This window comes from Ensifer sp. SL37, assembly GCF_026672675.1.
GTDB classification, from domain to species: domain Bacteria; phylum Pseudomonadota; class Alphaproteobacteria; order Rhizobiales; family Rhizobiaceae; genus Ensifer; species Ensifer adhaerens.
Genome location: NZ_JAPPRN010000006.1, coordinates 512019 through 525519, shown reverse-complemented (window position 1 = coordinate 525519; position 13501 = coordinate 512019). Strand labels below are relative to the sequence as shown.

Below are 13501 nucleotides of genomic sequence, written 5' to 3'. Positions count from 1 at the left end.
CAGAAGCCGCCGGTTCCGGCGGCTTCACCCCGCCGGGCAACCGGCGACACACGGCCCTTGCGGCCGGGACTTTTGCAGGGACAGGACATGACGGTCATCGACAATCACGAAGCAGTCGGCATGGAAGGCGTACCGCGCCTGTCCGAAGCCTCTGCGCGCGATTACTTCGAGCTTCTGAAGCCGCGTGTCATGTCCCTGGTCGTCTTCACGGCATTCGCCGGGCTGGTGCTGGCACCAGGACACATCAATCCTTTCATCGGTTTCATCGCCATCCTCTGCATCGCCGTCGGCGCTGGCGCCTCGGGCGCGCTGAACATGTGGTATGACGCCGACATTGACGCGGTCATGACCCGCACCGCCAAGCGCCCGATCCCGGCAGGCAAGATCCTGCCGCAGGAAGCGCTGGCATTCGGCCTGACGCTGTCTGCTTTTTCCGTGATCATCCTCGGGCTCGCCGTCAATTGGCTCGCAGCCGGGTTGCTCGCCTTCACCATCTTCTTCTACGTGGTCATCTACACGATGTGGCTGAAGCGCTCGACGCCACAGAACATCGTCATCGGCGGTGCTGCCGGCGCTTTCCCGCCGATGATCGGCTGGGCCTGCGTGACCGGCGCCGTGTCGGTGGAGAGCATCGTGCTTTTCCTGATCACCTTCCTGTGGACCCCGGCGCATTTCTGGGCGCTCGCCCTCTTCAAGATGGGCGACTACGGCGCTGTCGGCGTACCGATGATGCCAAATGTCTGCGGCCAGGCGACCACCAAGAAGCAAATCGTCATCTACGCCGTTCTGACCGCATTTATCGGCATCTGTCCCACCTTGCTCGGTTTTGCGAGCATTGGTTACGGCGCAGTCGCAGCGGCCCTCGGCCTTGGCTTCGTGTGGTACTCTATCGGCGTGTTGCGCATGCCGGAATCAGATGAGCGCATGCTGCCGGCCAAGAAGCTCTTTGCCTTCTCGATCATGTATCTGTTCGTGATCTTCTCCGCCCTGATGGCGGATCACCTGATCGTCAATATCTGGCTGAATGCCGGGAGTATTGCCTGATGGAAACCGTCAAGCTCACTGATGCCCAGAAGAAATCGCGCCGCGGCCGCAACATCGCGCTCGGCTTCGTGCTCTTCGGCCTCGTCGTCCTCTTCTACATCGTCACGCTGATCAAGTTCGGCAACGGCATGGTCAACTGAGGCGAAATGGCATGACGAAATCACCGCAGACCACAAGCTCGCAGCGCTCCAACCGCGTCGTCGTCGGCACTTGCCTCGCTTTCGTTGGCGGCATGGTGGGCATGGCCTATGCGGCTGTGCCGCTTTACGACATGTTCTGCCGCGTCACCGGCTATAACGGCACGACGCAGCGCGTCGAGCAGGCGTCCGACGTCATCCTCGACGAGAAGGTCAAGGTCACCTTTGACGCGAACACTTCGGGGGGCCTGCCCTGGGAGTTCAAGCCGGTCCAGCGCGACATCGACATCCGCATCGGTGAAACTGTGCAGGTGATGTACAAGGCAAAGAACCTGTCGTCGAAGCCGACGACGGGCCAGGCGACCTTCAACGTCACGCCGATGCAGGCGGGCGCCTATTTCAACAAGGTCCAGTGCTTCTGCTTCACCGAGACGACCCTGCAGCCGGGAGAGGAGATGGAGATGCCGGTGGTATTCTTCGTCGATCCGGACATGGTCAAGGCGGTGGAGACCAAGGACATCAAGACGCTGACCCTCTCCTACACCTTCTATCCGCGCGAACCGTCGAAACCGGTCGCACAGGTGAAGACGGAACAGAACAAACTTTGACTGGAGGTCCTTTTCGGCTATGCCGGAAGGGCGACAAGAGAGAGACATATCGGGGATTACTGACATGGCCGGTGCGCATCAGAAGAATCACGACTACCACATCATCGACCCGAGCCCCTGGCCGCTGCTTGCTTCCATCGGCGCCTTTGTCATGGCGTTCGGCGGCATCTGCTACATGCGTTACCTGTCGGGTAGCTCGCTGAAGATCTTCGGCCTCGAGCTTGCCAACGTCTGGATCCTGCTCGCAGGCCTCATCATCGTGCTCTACACCATGTACGGCTGGTGGTCGGACACGGTGAAGGAAGCGCACGAGGGCCACCACACCCGCGTCGTTTCGCTGCATCTGCGCTACGGCATGCTCATGTTCATCGCTTCTGAAGTGATGTTCTTCGCGGCCTGGTTCTGGGCCTTCTTCGATGCGAGCCTGTTCCCGGGCGAAGCCATCCAGGCAACCCGCGCTACCTTCACCGGTGGCGTCTGGCCGCCGAAGGGCATCGAAGTGCTCGATCCGTGGCACCTGCCGCTCTACAACACCGTCATCCTGCTTTTGTCGGGCACGACGGTGACCTGGGCGCATCACGCGCTGCTGCACAATGACCGCAAGGGCCTGATCAACGGCCTGACGCTGACGGTCGTGCTCGGCGTGCTGTTCTCCTTCGTCCAGGCGTACGAATACGCCCACGCTCCCTTCGCCTTCAAGGACTCGATCTACGGCGCGACCTTCTTCATGGCGACCGGTTTCCACGGCTTCCACGTTCTGGTCGGCACGATCTTCCTGCTCGTTTGCCTGTTCCGTGCACTGCGTGGTGACTTCACACCGAAGCAGCACTTCGGCTTCGAAGCGGCCGCCTGGTACTGGCACTTCGTTGACGTCGTCTGGCTGTTCCTGTTCTTCTCCATCTACATCTGGGGAAGCTGGGGCGCGCCGATCGCGCACGGCTGATAGCGCGAGCATCTAAGTCAAGGAACAAGGCGGTTGCAGTCATGCAGCCGCCTTGTTCTTTTGGTGGTGTGCCGCCGATCGGCTTGATGGGAGACGGAAATGAGGTTGGCCTTGGTGGCTGCGACGTTAGTGGTATCCGGCGGTTTTCCCGCTGCGGCGGCCGATAGCGCGGACAGGGTTGTCGTGCACAAGGAGCGGCGGCTGTTGCAGCTCTTCCAAGGTGACCAGGTGATCCGTGAATACACGATTGCACTCGGCGGCAACCCCATCGGTCACAAGCGTCAGGAGGGAGACCAGAGGACGCCGGAAGGGCTCTATTCTCTCGACTGGCGCAATCCCGGCAGCGGTTACTACAAGTCCATCCGCGTCTCTTATCCGGCGCCGGCCGATGTCTCTGCCGCTGCCGCGAACGGTGTCGAACCGGGCGGCATGATCATGATCCATGGCCAGCCCAATTATTTCGGCTGGCTGGCCTTTTTGACGCAGCGCTTCGATTGGACGAATGGCTGCATTGCCGTTACCAATGCCGAAATGGAAGAAATCTGGGCCATGGTTCCCAACAACACGCCAATCGAGATCAAGCCGTGAGTGAAGACAAGGCACATTTCCCGCCGGTTGACCCGGTGATGACCGGGATCAAGGGGCTTTGCCCGCGCTGCGGCCAGGGCAAGCTTTTCGACGGGTTTCTGAAGGTCAAGCCTGCCTGCGCAAGCTGTGATCTCGACTACAAGTTCGCCGATGCCGGCGACGGTCCGGTGGTCTTCGTGATCCTGATCGTCGGCTTCATTGTCGTCGGCGCGGCGCTCTGGGCGGAGGTCAACTTCAACCCGCCGCTCTGGCTGCATTTCATCTTGTGGATCCCGCTTGCGGTGATTTTCAGCCTCGGCCTGACGCGGATGCTGAAGGGTATCCTGATCAACCTGCAATATCGCAACAATGCGCGTCCCGGCGAGATCGACCGTGGCTGAGATCGCGACCAGCAAAAAGCGTGGCCTGATCGGCCGCATCGGCACGTTGCTGCTGCTCGTCGCGACATTTGCCATTCTTGTCTCTCTCGGTACCTGGCAGATGCAGCGGCTACACTGGAAGGAAAGCTTGCTTTCAGCCATGGCCGAGCGCAGGTCTGCGCCGCCGGCGACGCTTGCCGAGATCGAGAAGATCCTCGCTGATGGTGGCGACATCGACTACCGCACGGTTTCGGTGACCGGTGGGTTCGACCACACCAAGGAGCGGCATTTCTTCGCGACGTTCAATGGCCGCACCGGCTATTACGTCTTCACGCCGCTACGGCTGGACGACGACCGTTTTCTCTTCGTCAATCGCGGTTTCGTGCCTTTCGAGCAGAAGGATGCATCGACCCGGCTTGCCGGCGAGCTTCCCGCCTTCGTAGGCGTTCATGGTCTTGCAAGGCCGAAGCTTGACGGAAAGCCGTCGTCACTCGTTCCCGACAACGACCTCGCCAAGAACATCTTCTACTGGAAGGATCTCGACACGATGGCGTCTTCGGTCGGCCTTCCCGCCGACAAGGTCGTGCCGCTGTTCGTCGATGCCGATGCGACGCCCAATCCGGGCGGTCTGCCGATTGGCGGTGTCACCCAGTTCGACCTGCCCAACAACCACCTGCAATATGCGCTGACCTGGTATGGGCTGGCAGCGGCTCTGGTGTTGGTCAGCGGCATCTATGCTATGCGGCGCGGGCGATAGTCTCGCGTTTGCCGTCATGCTAACCGTGTGGGACGAACGGCGGTGGGAGCAATTATGACGATCATTGCAAACACATTGATTGCTTTGACCGGCTTGCTGCATATCGGTTTTCTGGTGCTGGAAATGTTCCTGTGGACCGGGCCGAAGGGAAGGGCCGTGTTCCGCATGACGGCCGAGCAGGCCGAGACAACACGGGTGCTCGCGGCCAACCAGGGGCTCTACAACGGCTTTCTTGCCGCCGGTCTGTTCTGGTCGTTGATCCAGGCGGAAGCCGCCTTTGCCTTTCAGCTAAAGGTGTTCTTCCTTGTGTGCGTGGTCGTTGCCGCTATATATGGCGCGTGGTCGGTCAAGCCGCGCATCCTCCTCATCCAGGGCGGCCCGGCAATCGCAGCGCTCGTTTTCCTACTAATGGCATCCTGATCCATGGCATCATCAGCGGCAGAAAAATCCCCGATCACTATCCGCCTTTGCGGCCCGCGCGGCTTTTGCGCCGGCGTCGACCGCGCGATCCAGATCGTCGTCCTGGCGCTGAAGGAATTCGGCGCACCGGTCTATGTCCGCCATGAGATCGTCCACAATCGCTACGTCGTCGAAGGCCTCGAAGCCAAGGGCGCAATCTTCGTTGAAGAGCTCGACGAGATCCCGCCGGAGCACCGCAAGCAACCGGTCGTCTTTTCGGCGCACGGCGTGCCGAAATCGGTGCCCGCCGACGCGGATGCCCGCAACCTTTTCTATCTCGACGCCACCTGTCCGCTGGTCTCGAAAGTCCACAAGCAGGCGATGCGCCACAACCGCCTCGGCCGCCATGTGGTCCTGATCGGCCATGCCGGCCATCCGGAAGTGATCGGCACTATGGGCCAATTGCCTGAAGGCACGGTATCGCTGGTCGAGACCGTCGAGGACGCCGACGTCTATCAGCCGCCGGACCCGGACAATCTTGGTTTCGTCACCCAGACGACACTGTCGGTCGACGACACCGCCGGCGTCATCAAGCGGCTGCACGAGCGCTTCCCGAACCTGACGGCGCCCGCCGCCGATTCGATTTGCTACGCCACCACCAATCGCCAGGAGGCGGTGAAGCAGGCAGCACCCGGTTGCGACCTGTTCCTGGTCGTCGGCGCGCCCAACTCGTCCAATTCCAAGCGGCTTGTCGAGGTGGCCCTTCGGGCCGGTGCGAAAAAATCCGTGCTGGTCCAGCGGGCGTCGGAAATCGACTGGGACGAAATCGGCGATATCTCTACGGTCGGCCTGTCGGCCGGCGCGTCTGCGCCGGAAGTAATCGTCAACGAGATCATCGAGGCGTTTCGCGAACGCTACGACGCTTCGGTGGAGCTTGCGGATACGGTCGAGGAGAACGAGAACTTCCTCGTCAACCGCGAGATCCGCCACGTGCCGCTGACGGCTGCCGACATGGCCTTCGTCAACGGCGAATAAGCCGCATTCCCTGCCCGCATTTTCTTGAGAGTGGACACCCTTGGCCGTTTACACCGATATTACGGAAGACGATCTCGCCCGTTTTCTCACCGCTTACGACGTCGGCCAGCTGACCTCCTACAAGGGGATCGCCGAGGGTGTCGAGAACTCCAATTTCCTGCTGCACACGACCAAAGGCTCCTACATCCTCACGCTCTACGAAAAGCGCGTGAATGCCGGCGACCTGCCGTTCTTCCTGGGCCTCATGCATCATCTGGCCGAGCGTGGGTTGTCCTGCCCGCTGCCATTGCCGCGCGTCGACGGCGAGTTGCTCGGTGAGCTCTCCGGCCGCCCTGCCGCCGTCATCTCCTTCCTCGAGGGCATGTGGCTGAGAAAGCCTGAAGCCAAGCACTGCCACGAAGTGGGCAAGGCGCTGGCGGCCATGCACGTCGCCGGCGAAGGCTTTGCGCTGAAGCGCACCAATGCGCTCTCCGTCGGCGGCTGGCGGCCGCTCTGGGTCAATTCCGAAGTGCGCGCCGATGAGGTTCAGGCAGGTCTCAAGGACGAGATATCGGCGGAGCTCGAACATCTGGAGCGCCATTGGCCGAAATCGCTGCCGGAAGGCGTCATCCACGCCGATCTCTTTCCGGACAACGTCTTCTTCCTCGGCGACCAGCTCTCCGGGCTGATCGACTTCTACTTCGCCTGCAACGACTATCTCGCCTATGACGTCGCCGTCTGCCTCAATTCCTGGTGCTTCGAGAAGAACGGCTCCTACAACATCACCAAGGGCATGGCGATGCTTTCGGGCTACGAGAGCGTGCGCAAGCTGACGCCCGCCGAGGTCGACGCCCTGCCGCTGCTTTGCCGCGGCTCGGCGCTGCGCTTCTTCCTGACGCGCCTCTACGACTGGCTGATGACGCCCGCGGGCGCGTTGGTGGTCAAGAAAGATCCGCTCGAATATCTGACGAAGATCCGGTTCCACCGGGCGATTACGTCCAGCGCCGAATATGGCCTGCGCCGGGACGGGGGTCAGGCATGAAACATGTCGATATCTTCACCGACGGTGCCTGCTCGGGTAATCCGGGTCCGGGCGGCTGGGGCGCTGTGCTGCGCTATGGCGAGTTGGAAAAGGAGCTGTCCGGCGGCGAGGCCGAGACCACCAACAACCGCATGGAGCTGCTGGCGGCAATCTCGGCGCTCGACGCCCTGAAAAGCGCCTGCGAGGTCGATCTCTACACCGACAGCAAATATGTGATGGACGGTATCTCCAAGTGGATCCACGGCTGGAAGAAGAACGGCTGGAAGACTGCGGACAAGAAGCCGGTGAAAAACGGCGAGCTCTGGCAGCGGCTGGACGAAGCCAATCGCCGCCACAAGGTGACATGGCACTGGGTCAAGGGCCATGCCGGTCATCCGGAAAACGAACGTGCCGACGAGCTCGCCCGCAAGGGCATGGAACCCTACAAGAAGGGGCGTCGTTCGGACTCACTTCTCGTGAAATGAAAAAAAACGGGCCGCTGAGGCCCGTTTTTCATTTGCACTCGCTTCTGTGCTCAGAGCTGCTCGAGCATGGCCGCGGCGCCCGAAACGGTCGCCTGGCCAGGGCTTTCTTCGAGATTGAGCGACTTCACCACGCCGTCCTCGACGAGCATCGAATAGCGCTTGGAGCGCACACCGAGCGTGCCGGCCGACAGGTCGATGTCCATACCGAGCGCCTTGGTGAAGGCGGCGTTCCAGTCCGAGAGGAAGTGAATCTTGCCCATGCCGCCCGACGTGGTCGCCCAGGCACCCATCACATGCAGGTCGTTGACCGAGACCACGGCGATGTCGTCGACACCGCGGGCAAGGATCGCGTCGCGGTTTTCGAGATAGCCGGGCAGGTGGTTGAGCGAGCAGGTGGGCGTGAACGCGCCGGGAACGGCAAAGAGCACGACGCGCTTGCCGGAAAAGAGCTGATCGGTGGTGACCTCGACGGGACCGTCGGCGGTCTTTTCCTTGAAGGTTGCGGCTGGCAGCTTGTCTCCGACGGCAATGGTCACGGCACTCTCCTTGCGTTGCTTGCGTCTCGCTTCTCCGCACTCGTCGGAGAACTCGGCGGACTATAGATGCGCCCTAATCAAAGGCAAGGGTCGTCTCCATGCTGCGGCCCTGGGCGCGCACAGTCAAAACGATCGGCTTGCCTTTGAGTTCCCTGTCCTTGCCCGTGAGCCTCACCGGAACGGCTGCGTTTAACGCCCTGTCGCCTGCAGGCTGGATCTCGGGCTTGCCGAACGAAATGCCCGAAGGTCCGGCGAGAAAGAGTTCCGGATCCTTGTCGTCGGTGGGCAGGCGAACCGACAGATGCATCAGCGCCTTGTCGGCATCGTAGCGGCTCGCCGTCACCGAGAAATCAGCCGACGGCGCCTCCGGCAACGCGGCAACGGCATCGTCGATCCGCGCGCCGTCGAGCGGATTGTCGAAGCCGCCTTGCTTGATGGCGAGCGTTAGCTCGCCCTGAACCGGTATGCAGATGTCCTCGCAGATGCCGAGGAACACGGAGGCGCGAATGGTAACGTCGCCGCTGCCGTGGACGCGCTTCAAGGTCAGCGGAAAGGCGACCGGCCTGTCATAGCCGATGTAGCGCACGACGCCGTCGTCGAACGTCTTGGGCACCGGGAACCCGATCTTTTCCAGCTCCACATCGCCTGCCGGGTCGAGCGTCACCTGCGGGGGAATGCCGCTTGCGCCCGGCTCGCGCCAATAGGTCTTCCAGCCAGGGTTGAGCTTGACCTCCAGCGTCGCCGGGATCGTGCCATCCTCTTTGGGCTGGGCGGCGACCAGACGGATCATGCCGCCGGGGGAGGTGACCCACTCGCTGGTGGCCGCGTTGGCGCCGAAGGGGAGAAAAAAACAGCCGGCAAGGCTTGCCGCGCCGATGAACTGGGCCATTTTCTGGTAGGTGAAGCACTGGATCATACGGCAAGCAATATCGCTTTTGCCAAAACCGCTCCAGACGCTGCGACGGACGCAACGATCATAATTGCTTGATCGGACACGGCGAAGTGAACGCCGTGCGTGCAATAATTATGGGCCGCGACGCTGAGGCGCTTTTCATTTCGCGGCGAATTGATAGGCTGTTCGCATGATGGCTACTCCGATGGCGCAAAAGAGACGCGAGCGAGGCTTTCTTGACGGTCAGTTCCTGATCGCCATGCCCGGGATGTTTGACGCCAATTTCGCTCGCACGGTCATCTTCATCTGCGCCCATTCGGACGATGGCGCCATGGGCTTCATTCTCAACCGGCCGCAGCAACTGACCTTCCCCGACGTGCTGCTTCACCTCGATCTTCTCGATGAGGACGAGGCGATCCGACTCCCGCAGGTAACACGGGATTTTCAGATTCAGGCGGGCGGTCCGGTCGAGACCGGGCGTGGCTTCGTGCTGCATTCCGACGATTATCTGAGCGATTCCAGCATTCCCGTCAGCGACGATATCTGCCTGACGGCGACGCTCGACATCGTCCGCGCCATTTCGCGCGGGGAGGGGCCTGTGCGCGCGACAATGATGCTCGGCTACGCCGGGTGGGGACCGGGCCAGCTCGAATCGGAAATCACCCAGAATGGCTGGCTCACATGCCCGGCGCGCGATGAACTGATCTTCGACAAGGCGCTCGACGACAAATACGATCGGGCGCTGGCGCTGATGGGTGTTTCGGCCGCGATGCTCTCCATGGATGCCGGTCACGCCTGATTGGCGGCTGACCGACCTTTCCCAGATCCTTGATGCAGAAATGAAAAGCCCGTCGGATTGTAACCGACGGGCCTGGAGACGTTGGTCTGCGCGCTGAGCGGCGTCGCCTTGGCGATTACGCCCGCTTCATCAGTGGAAAGCGTTCCTTCAGCAGGCGCTGGATCGATTCCGAACCGATCGGCGGACCGAAGAGGAAGCTCTGCCCATAGTCGCAGCCCATCTGCGACAGCTGGATTGCGTCGTCCTCGGATTCGATGCCCTCGGCCACCACCTGCATGTCGAGCTCGCGCGCCATCGTGATGACGGAGCGCAAGAGGATGCCGCGCTTGTCGCTTGGGTCGCGCACCAGCGCCTTGTCGATCTTGATCGTGTCGAAGGGGAAGCGGGTGAGGTAGGAGAGCGACGAGTGGCCTGTGCCGAAGTCGTCGAGTGCCAGCTTGAGACCGGCTTCCTTCAGCTTTTCGAGAACGAGACGGGCCTGCTCCGGATTTTCCATTACCAGCGATTCCGTCAGCTCCATCTTCACCTTGCCCGGGTCGCAGCGGTTCTTGGTGAGAATGGCACGAACGTCGTCATAGAGCTCGTTGTTGAGAAGCTGCGCGCTCGAAAGGTTGATCGAGACGAAGATCGGCAGGTCGCCGGTCTGCAGCTGCCATTCCGTCAGGTCGCTGGTCGCCCGGTCGAAGGCGAACATGCCGAGCTGGTTGATGAGGTCGGAATTCTCGGCGATCGGGATGAACTCGGTCGGCGAGATGTTGCCACGCTTGGGGTGATCCCAGCGCATCAGGGCCTCGAAGCCGGCGATCTCGGCATCGTTCAATCGCACGATCGGCTGGTAGACGAGAGAAAGTTCCTTGCGCTCGATTGCCTTCTTGAGATCGGCTTCAAGCTGCATGCGGTCCGAGCCGGAGGTGCGGAAGGCCGGGCGGAAAGGCTCGACGCGGTTGCCGCCTTCCTTCTTGGCCCGGAACATCGCGAGCTCTGCGTCGTCGAGAAGGCCGGTCGCACTCTGTTCCTGGTCGAGCCAGGAGACGAGCCCGATCGATGCGGTCAGGTTGATTTCGCGGTTGCCGTAGTTGAGGGGCACCATGATCGCCTTGCTCACCGCATCGGCGAAATCGGCGACTTTGGCCGGATCGCGCTCGGACATCAGGATCAGGCCGAACTGGTCGCCACCGAGGCGGGCCAGCGTATCCTGCGGGCGCAGCAGCCGGCGCAGGCGTCGCGTCAGCGCGATGAGGATGTTATCGCCGGCGGCAATGCCCAAGAGATCGTTGACCTGCTTGTAGCGGTCGATGTCGATCGCAAGCACCGTCGGGCGGACCGAGTTGCTGCCGTCGGCCATCAAGAGCATCGCCTGCAGCCGGTCGAGGAAGACCTGACGGTTCGGAAGCCCGGTCAGATTGTCGAGCAGGGCGTTGTGCAGCAGCCGTTCGACCGAGTTGCGCTGTTCGGTAATGTCGATGATCGTGCCGACGCAGCGGATGATTTCGCCGTTGGCGCCGAGCACCGGCCGGGCACGGATCGAGAGCCAGTGATAGTGGCCGTCCTCGGCGCGTACGCGGAATTCATGGTTCAGCTTGCCGCGGCGGCGTTCCAGCAACACGTCGAGCGTGGCGCGGAAGCGGTCGCGATCGTCAGGGTGAAGCCGCGGAAGCCAGTTGCGCAAGGGGCCGTGCATGCTGCCGAGCGACAGGCCGAGCTGCGTTGAGATATCGGGCATCGTCACCACCCGGTCGCGCGCGACGTCCCAGTCCCAGACGGTGTCGCCGGAGCCGGTGAGCGCCAGCGACTGGCGCTCGAGATCGGAGAACAGGCCCTGCTGGTAGCCGCTGCCGGCGACCGCGTGCTGCATGACGGTAAAGCCGATCAACAGAACGATCAGCACGAGACCACCGCCGAGCGCCGGCTGCACGATGTCGTTGGCGAGTTGGCCGGTGACCGTCAGCCAGGCGCCGAAGAGCCAGACGAGGATCAGCAGCCAGGCGGGAACGAGAAGGATCGCGCGGTCGTAGCGGTTGAAGCCGAGATAGGCGATCAGGACGATGCCGACCGTGCCGGTCAGCGCGAAGGAGAGGCGGGCGATGCCGGATGCGATCGCCGGGTCGTAGACGGCGACGCCGAAGAGCAGGCCGAGGCCGAGGATCCAGGCGAGCGTCGCATAGCCGAGATGCTGGTGCCAGCGGTTGAGATTGAGGTATGTGAACAGGAAGATCACGAGGCCGGCCGCAAGGAAGACCTCTGTGCCCGCGCGCCATATTCGCTCGTCCCCCGCCGTCACGCTGATGAGCTTCGACAGGAAGCCGAAGTCGACGCAGATATAGGCGAGAACGGCCCAGGCAAGGGCTGCCGTTGCCGGCAGCATCGAGGTTCCCTTGACGACGAAAAGGATGGTCAGGAACACCGCAAGCAGGCCGGCAATGCCGAGCACGATGCCGCGATAGAGCGTGAAGGCGTTGACCGTGTCCTTGTAGGAGTCCGGCTCCCAGAGATAGATCTGCGGCAGTTCCGGTGTTGCCAGCTCGGCGACGAAGGTGATGATGACGCCCGGCGCCAGCGTGATGCGGAAAACGTCCGCCTCGTCGCTCGGTTCGCGGCTGAGCGCGGAGCCTTCGCTCGGCGTGATCGAAAGAATGCGCTTGGAGCCGAGGTCCGGCCAGAAGAGCTTGGAATTCACCAGTCGGAAATGCGGTGCGACGATCACGCGGTCGAGCGGTTCGGCCGAAACGTTGGCGAGCGCGAACACAGCCCAGTCGCCCTGATGATCCGCACTGTTGGAGCGCACTTCGATGCGGCGCACGATGCCGTCGGTTCCGGGTGCTGTCGAAACCTGAAAGGCTTCGTTGCGGCCGCTGTAGATTTCGGTCGTTGCCGTCAGGTCGAGCGCCGTGTCTTCACGCGAAATCTTGACCGGCTCCAAAGCCTGGGCCGCGCCGCCGAGCGCACAGAAAATCGTCGTGAGCGTTATCAGAAACGCTGCCAGCTTGGAGGCTGACCAGGCGAAGGGCGAGCGGGCTAGAGGCATCAAAGGGGCATATTCCTGTTCGGTAGGGCATCGTCGGACAGGAGAGAAAAGAGCAGATGGTCTCGCCACTGGCCGTTGATTCTCAAGTACTGTCTTAAATAGCCTTCACGCTCAAAACCGGCCTTTTCAAGGAGCCGGATGCTTCTTGAGTTGTCCGGAATACAGGCTGCTTCAATACGGTGCAACTCAAGGGTCGAAAAGATGTAGGGGATCGCGAGCCTGAGGGCCGCAAACATGTGGCCTTTGCCCGCGTGGCGCGCGCCCATCCAGTAGCCGATCATGCAGTTTTGCCCGGCGCCGCGGCGAATGTGGCCGATCGTCAGTCCGCCGAGCAGGACCTCGCCTGGCTTGTGGAAAAGGAAGAGCGGCACCGCCTGGCCGGAGGCATATTCCTGCTCGTTGCGGACGACCCGGCCGCGGAAGGCGCTCTCGGTCATTTCGTCGGTGCGCCAGGTCGGCTCCCACGGCTCCAGGAAGGCGCGGCTGTCGCTTCTGAGCTGATACCACTGGCGATAATCGGAATAGCGGGGGAGGCGGAGCAGGTAATTCTGGTCGGCGATTTCGACCGTCTCCGGCTGCCGCGACAGGAACCGAAAAACCGATCGTGTCATAGCTGCCTCCGAGGCCGTTCCGTTTACGCGCGAGGACCTTGTACCATCCGCCCGACGGCACGTCTTTGCGCCGTCACAAATCGAAACGTTGCACAACTTTGCGCGCAAATCGAATCCGATTTTGCGAAAAGTCGCAAAGACTTCACCATTCGGACATGCGGTCATCATCCGTGGCGCGCCGGCTGGCCGAACGCAGTTTCCAGGCGACGCTTGAAAGCGCCTCCATTGCGAAATTGCGCAATGCTTGGGAGGCCGGGATCGCTTCATCGTTTTGATGAAATGG

General features: G+C 61.9%; 16 protein-coding genes. 12 read left to right on the top strand and 4 right to left on the bottom strand.

Annotated elements, in window-relative coordinates:
- The first annotated feature begins 87 nt into the window (after positions 1 to 87).
- The 11 genes from OVA00_RS14785 (at position 88) to rnhA (ending at position 7355) form a co-directional block, all read left to right on the top strand.
- Complete coding sequence (locus OVA00_RS14785; RefSeq protein ID WP_268089251.1) at positions 88 to 1044, top strand: heme o synthase; 957 nt, start codon at positions 88 to 90, stop codon at positions 1042 to 1044.
- Complete coding sequence (locus OVA00_RS14780) at positions 1044 to 1184, top strand: hypothetical protein (protein WP_043619862.1); 141 nt, start codon at positions 1044 to 1046, stop codon at positions 1182 to 1184. The genes OVA00_RS14785 and OVA00_RS14780 overlap by 1 nt, the downstream gene beginning before the upstream one ends.
- Positions 1185 to 1195: 11 nt before the next feature.
- Positions 1196 to 1789 (top strand): cytochrome c oxidase assembly protein, encoded by a 594-nt coding sequence (locus OVA00_RS14775; RefSeq protein ID WP_034801235.1) that lies wholly within the window; start codon positions 1196 to 1198, stop codon positions 1787 to 1789.
- A 64-nt stretch (positions 1790 to 1853) separates the two neighbouring features.
- Positions 1854 to 2732 (top strand): cytochrome c oxidase subunit 3, encoded by an 879-nt coding sequence (locus OVA00_RS14770; protein ID WP_034801236.1) that lies wholly within the window; start codon positions 1854 to 1856, stop codon positions 2730 to 2732.
- A 99-nt stretch (positions 2733 to 2831) separates the two neighbouring features.
- Positions 2832 to 3320: a L,D-transpeptidase family protein gene (locus tag OVA00_RS14765; RefSeq protein ID WP_268089250.1), complete on the top strand. Its 489-nt coding sequence runs from the start codon at positions 2832 to 2834 to the stop codon at positions 3318 to 3320.
- Positions 3317 to 3700 (top strand): DUF983 domain-containing protein, encoded by a 384-nt coding sequence (locus OVA00_RS14760; protein WP_034801241.1) that lies wholly within the window; start codon positions 3317 to 3319, stop codon positions 3698 to 3700. Before OVA00_RS14765 ends, OVA00_RS14760 begins: the two co-directional genes overlap by 4 nt.
- Positions 3669 to 4436 (top strand): SURF1 family protein, encoded by a 768-nt coding sequence (locus OVA00_RS14755; RefSeq protein WP_034801243.1) that lies wholly within the window; start codon positions 3669 to 3671, stop codon positions 4434 to 4436. Before OVA00_RS14760 ends, OVA00_RS14755 begins: the two co-directional genes overlap by 32 nt.
- A gap of 54 nt (positions 4437 to 4490) precedes the next feature.
- Positions 4491 to 4856 carry a DUF1304 domain-containing protein gene (locus tag OVA00_RS14750; RefSeq protein WP_090294771.1) on the top strand — a complete coding sequence of 122 codons (366 nt, stop codon included), beginning with the start codon at positions 4491 to 4493 and terminating at the stop codon, positions 4854 to 4856.
- Between the two features lie 3 nt (positions 4857 to 4859).
- A complete protein-coding gene (ispH, locus tag OVA00_RS14745) occupies positions 4860 to 5870 on the top strand; it encodes a 4-hydroxy-3-methylbut-2-enyl diphosphate reductase (protein WP_034801247.1) in 1011 nt (336 codons plus the stop codon).
- Positions 5871 to 5910: 40 nt separating this feature from the next.
- Positions 5911 to 6891, top strand: coding sequence for a homoserine kinase (locus OVA00_RS14740; protein WP_268089249.1), 981 nt, complete (start codon positions 5911 to 5913; stop codon positions 6889 to 6891).
- A complete protein-coding gene (gene rnhA / locus OVA00_RS14735) occupies positions 6888 to 7355 on the top strand; it encodes a ribonuclease HI (protein WP_060516300.1) in 468 nt (155 codons plus the stop codon). Before OVA00_RS14740 ends, rnhA begins: the two co-directional genes overlap by 4 nt.
- A gap of 50 nt (positions 7356 to 7405) precedes the next feature.
- On the opposite strand, the gene OVA00_RS14730 is transcribed toward rnhA, so the two are convergent.
- Both OVA00_RS14730 and OVA00_RS14725 read right to left on the bottom strand, forming a co-directional pair.
- Entirely contained in the window at positions 7406 to 7891 is a 486-nt protein-coding gene (locus tag OVA00_RS14730) for a peroxiredoxin (protein WP_060516299.1), read from the bottom strand.
- Positions 7892 to 7964: 73 nt separating this feature from the next.
- Complete coding sequence (locus tag OVA00_RS14725) at positions 7965 to 8807, bottom strand: protein-disulfide reductase DsbD domain-containing protein (protein ID WP_268089248.1); 843 nt, start codon at positions 8805 to 8807, stop codon at positions 7965 to 7967.
- A gap of 169 nt (positions 8808 to 8976) precedes the next feature.
- Here OVA00_RS14725 and OVA00_RS14720 point away from each other — a divergent pair, with 169 nt between their 5' ends.
- On the top strand, positions 8977 to 9582 hold the full coding sequence (locus OVA00_RS14720; protein WP_034801471.1) for a YqgE/AlgH family protein: 606 nt from the start codon (positions 8977 to 8979) through the stop codon (positions 9580 to 9582).
- 115 nt (positions 9583 to 9697) lie between these two features.
- Here the strand turns inward: OVA00_RS14720 and OVA00_RS14715 are convergent, their stop codons facing one another.
- Positions 9698 to 12607, bottom strand: a complete 2910-nt coding sequence (locus tag OVA00_RS14715) for an EAL domain-containing protein (RefSeq protein ID WP_034801269.1) — start codon at positions 12605 to 12607, stop codon at positions 9698 to 9700.
- Positions 12607 to 13218, bottom strand: a complete 612-nt coding sequence (locus tag OVA00_RS14710) for a GNAT family N-acetyltransferase (protein WP_034801272.1) — start codon at positions 13216 to 13218, stop codon at positions 12607 to 12609. The genes OVA00_RS14715 and OVA00_RS14710 overlap by 1 nt, the downstream gene beginning before the upstream one ends.
- Positions 13219 to 13501 lie beyond the last annotated feature (283 nt).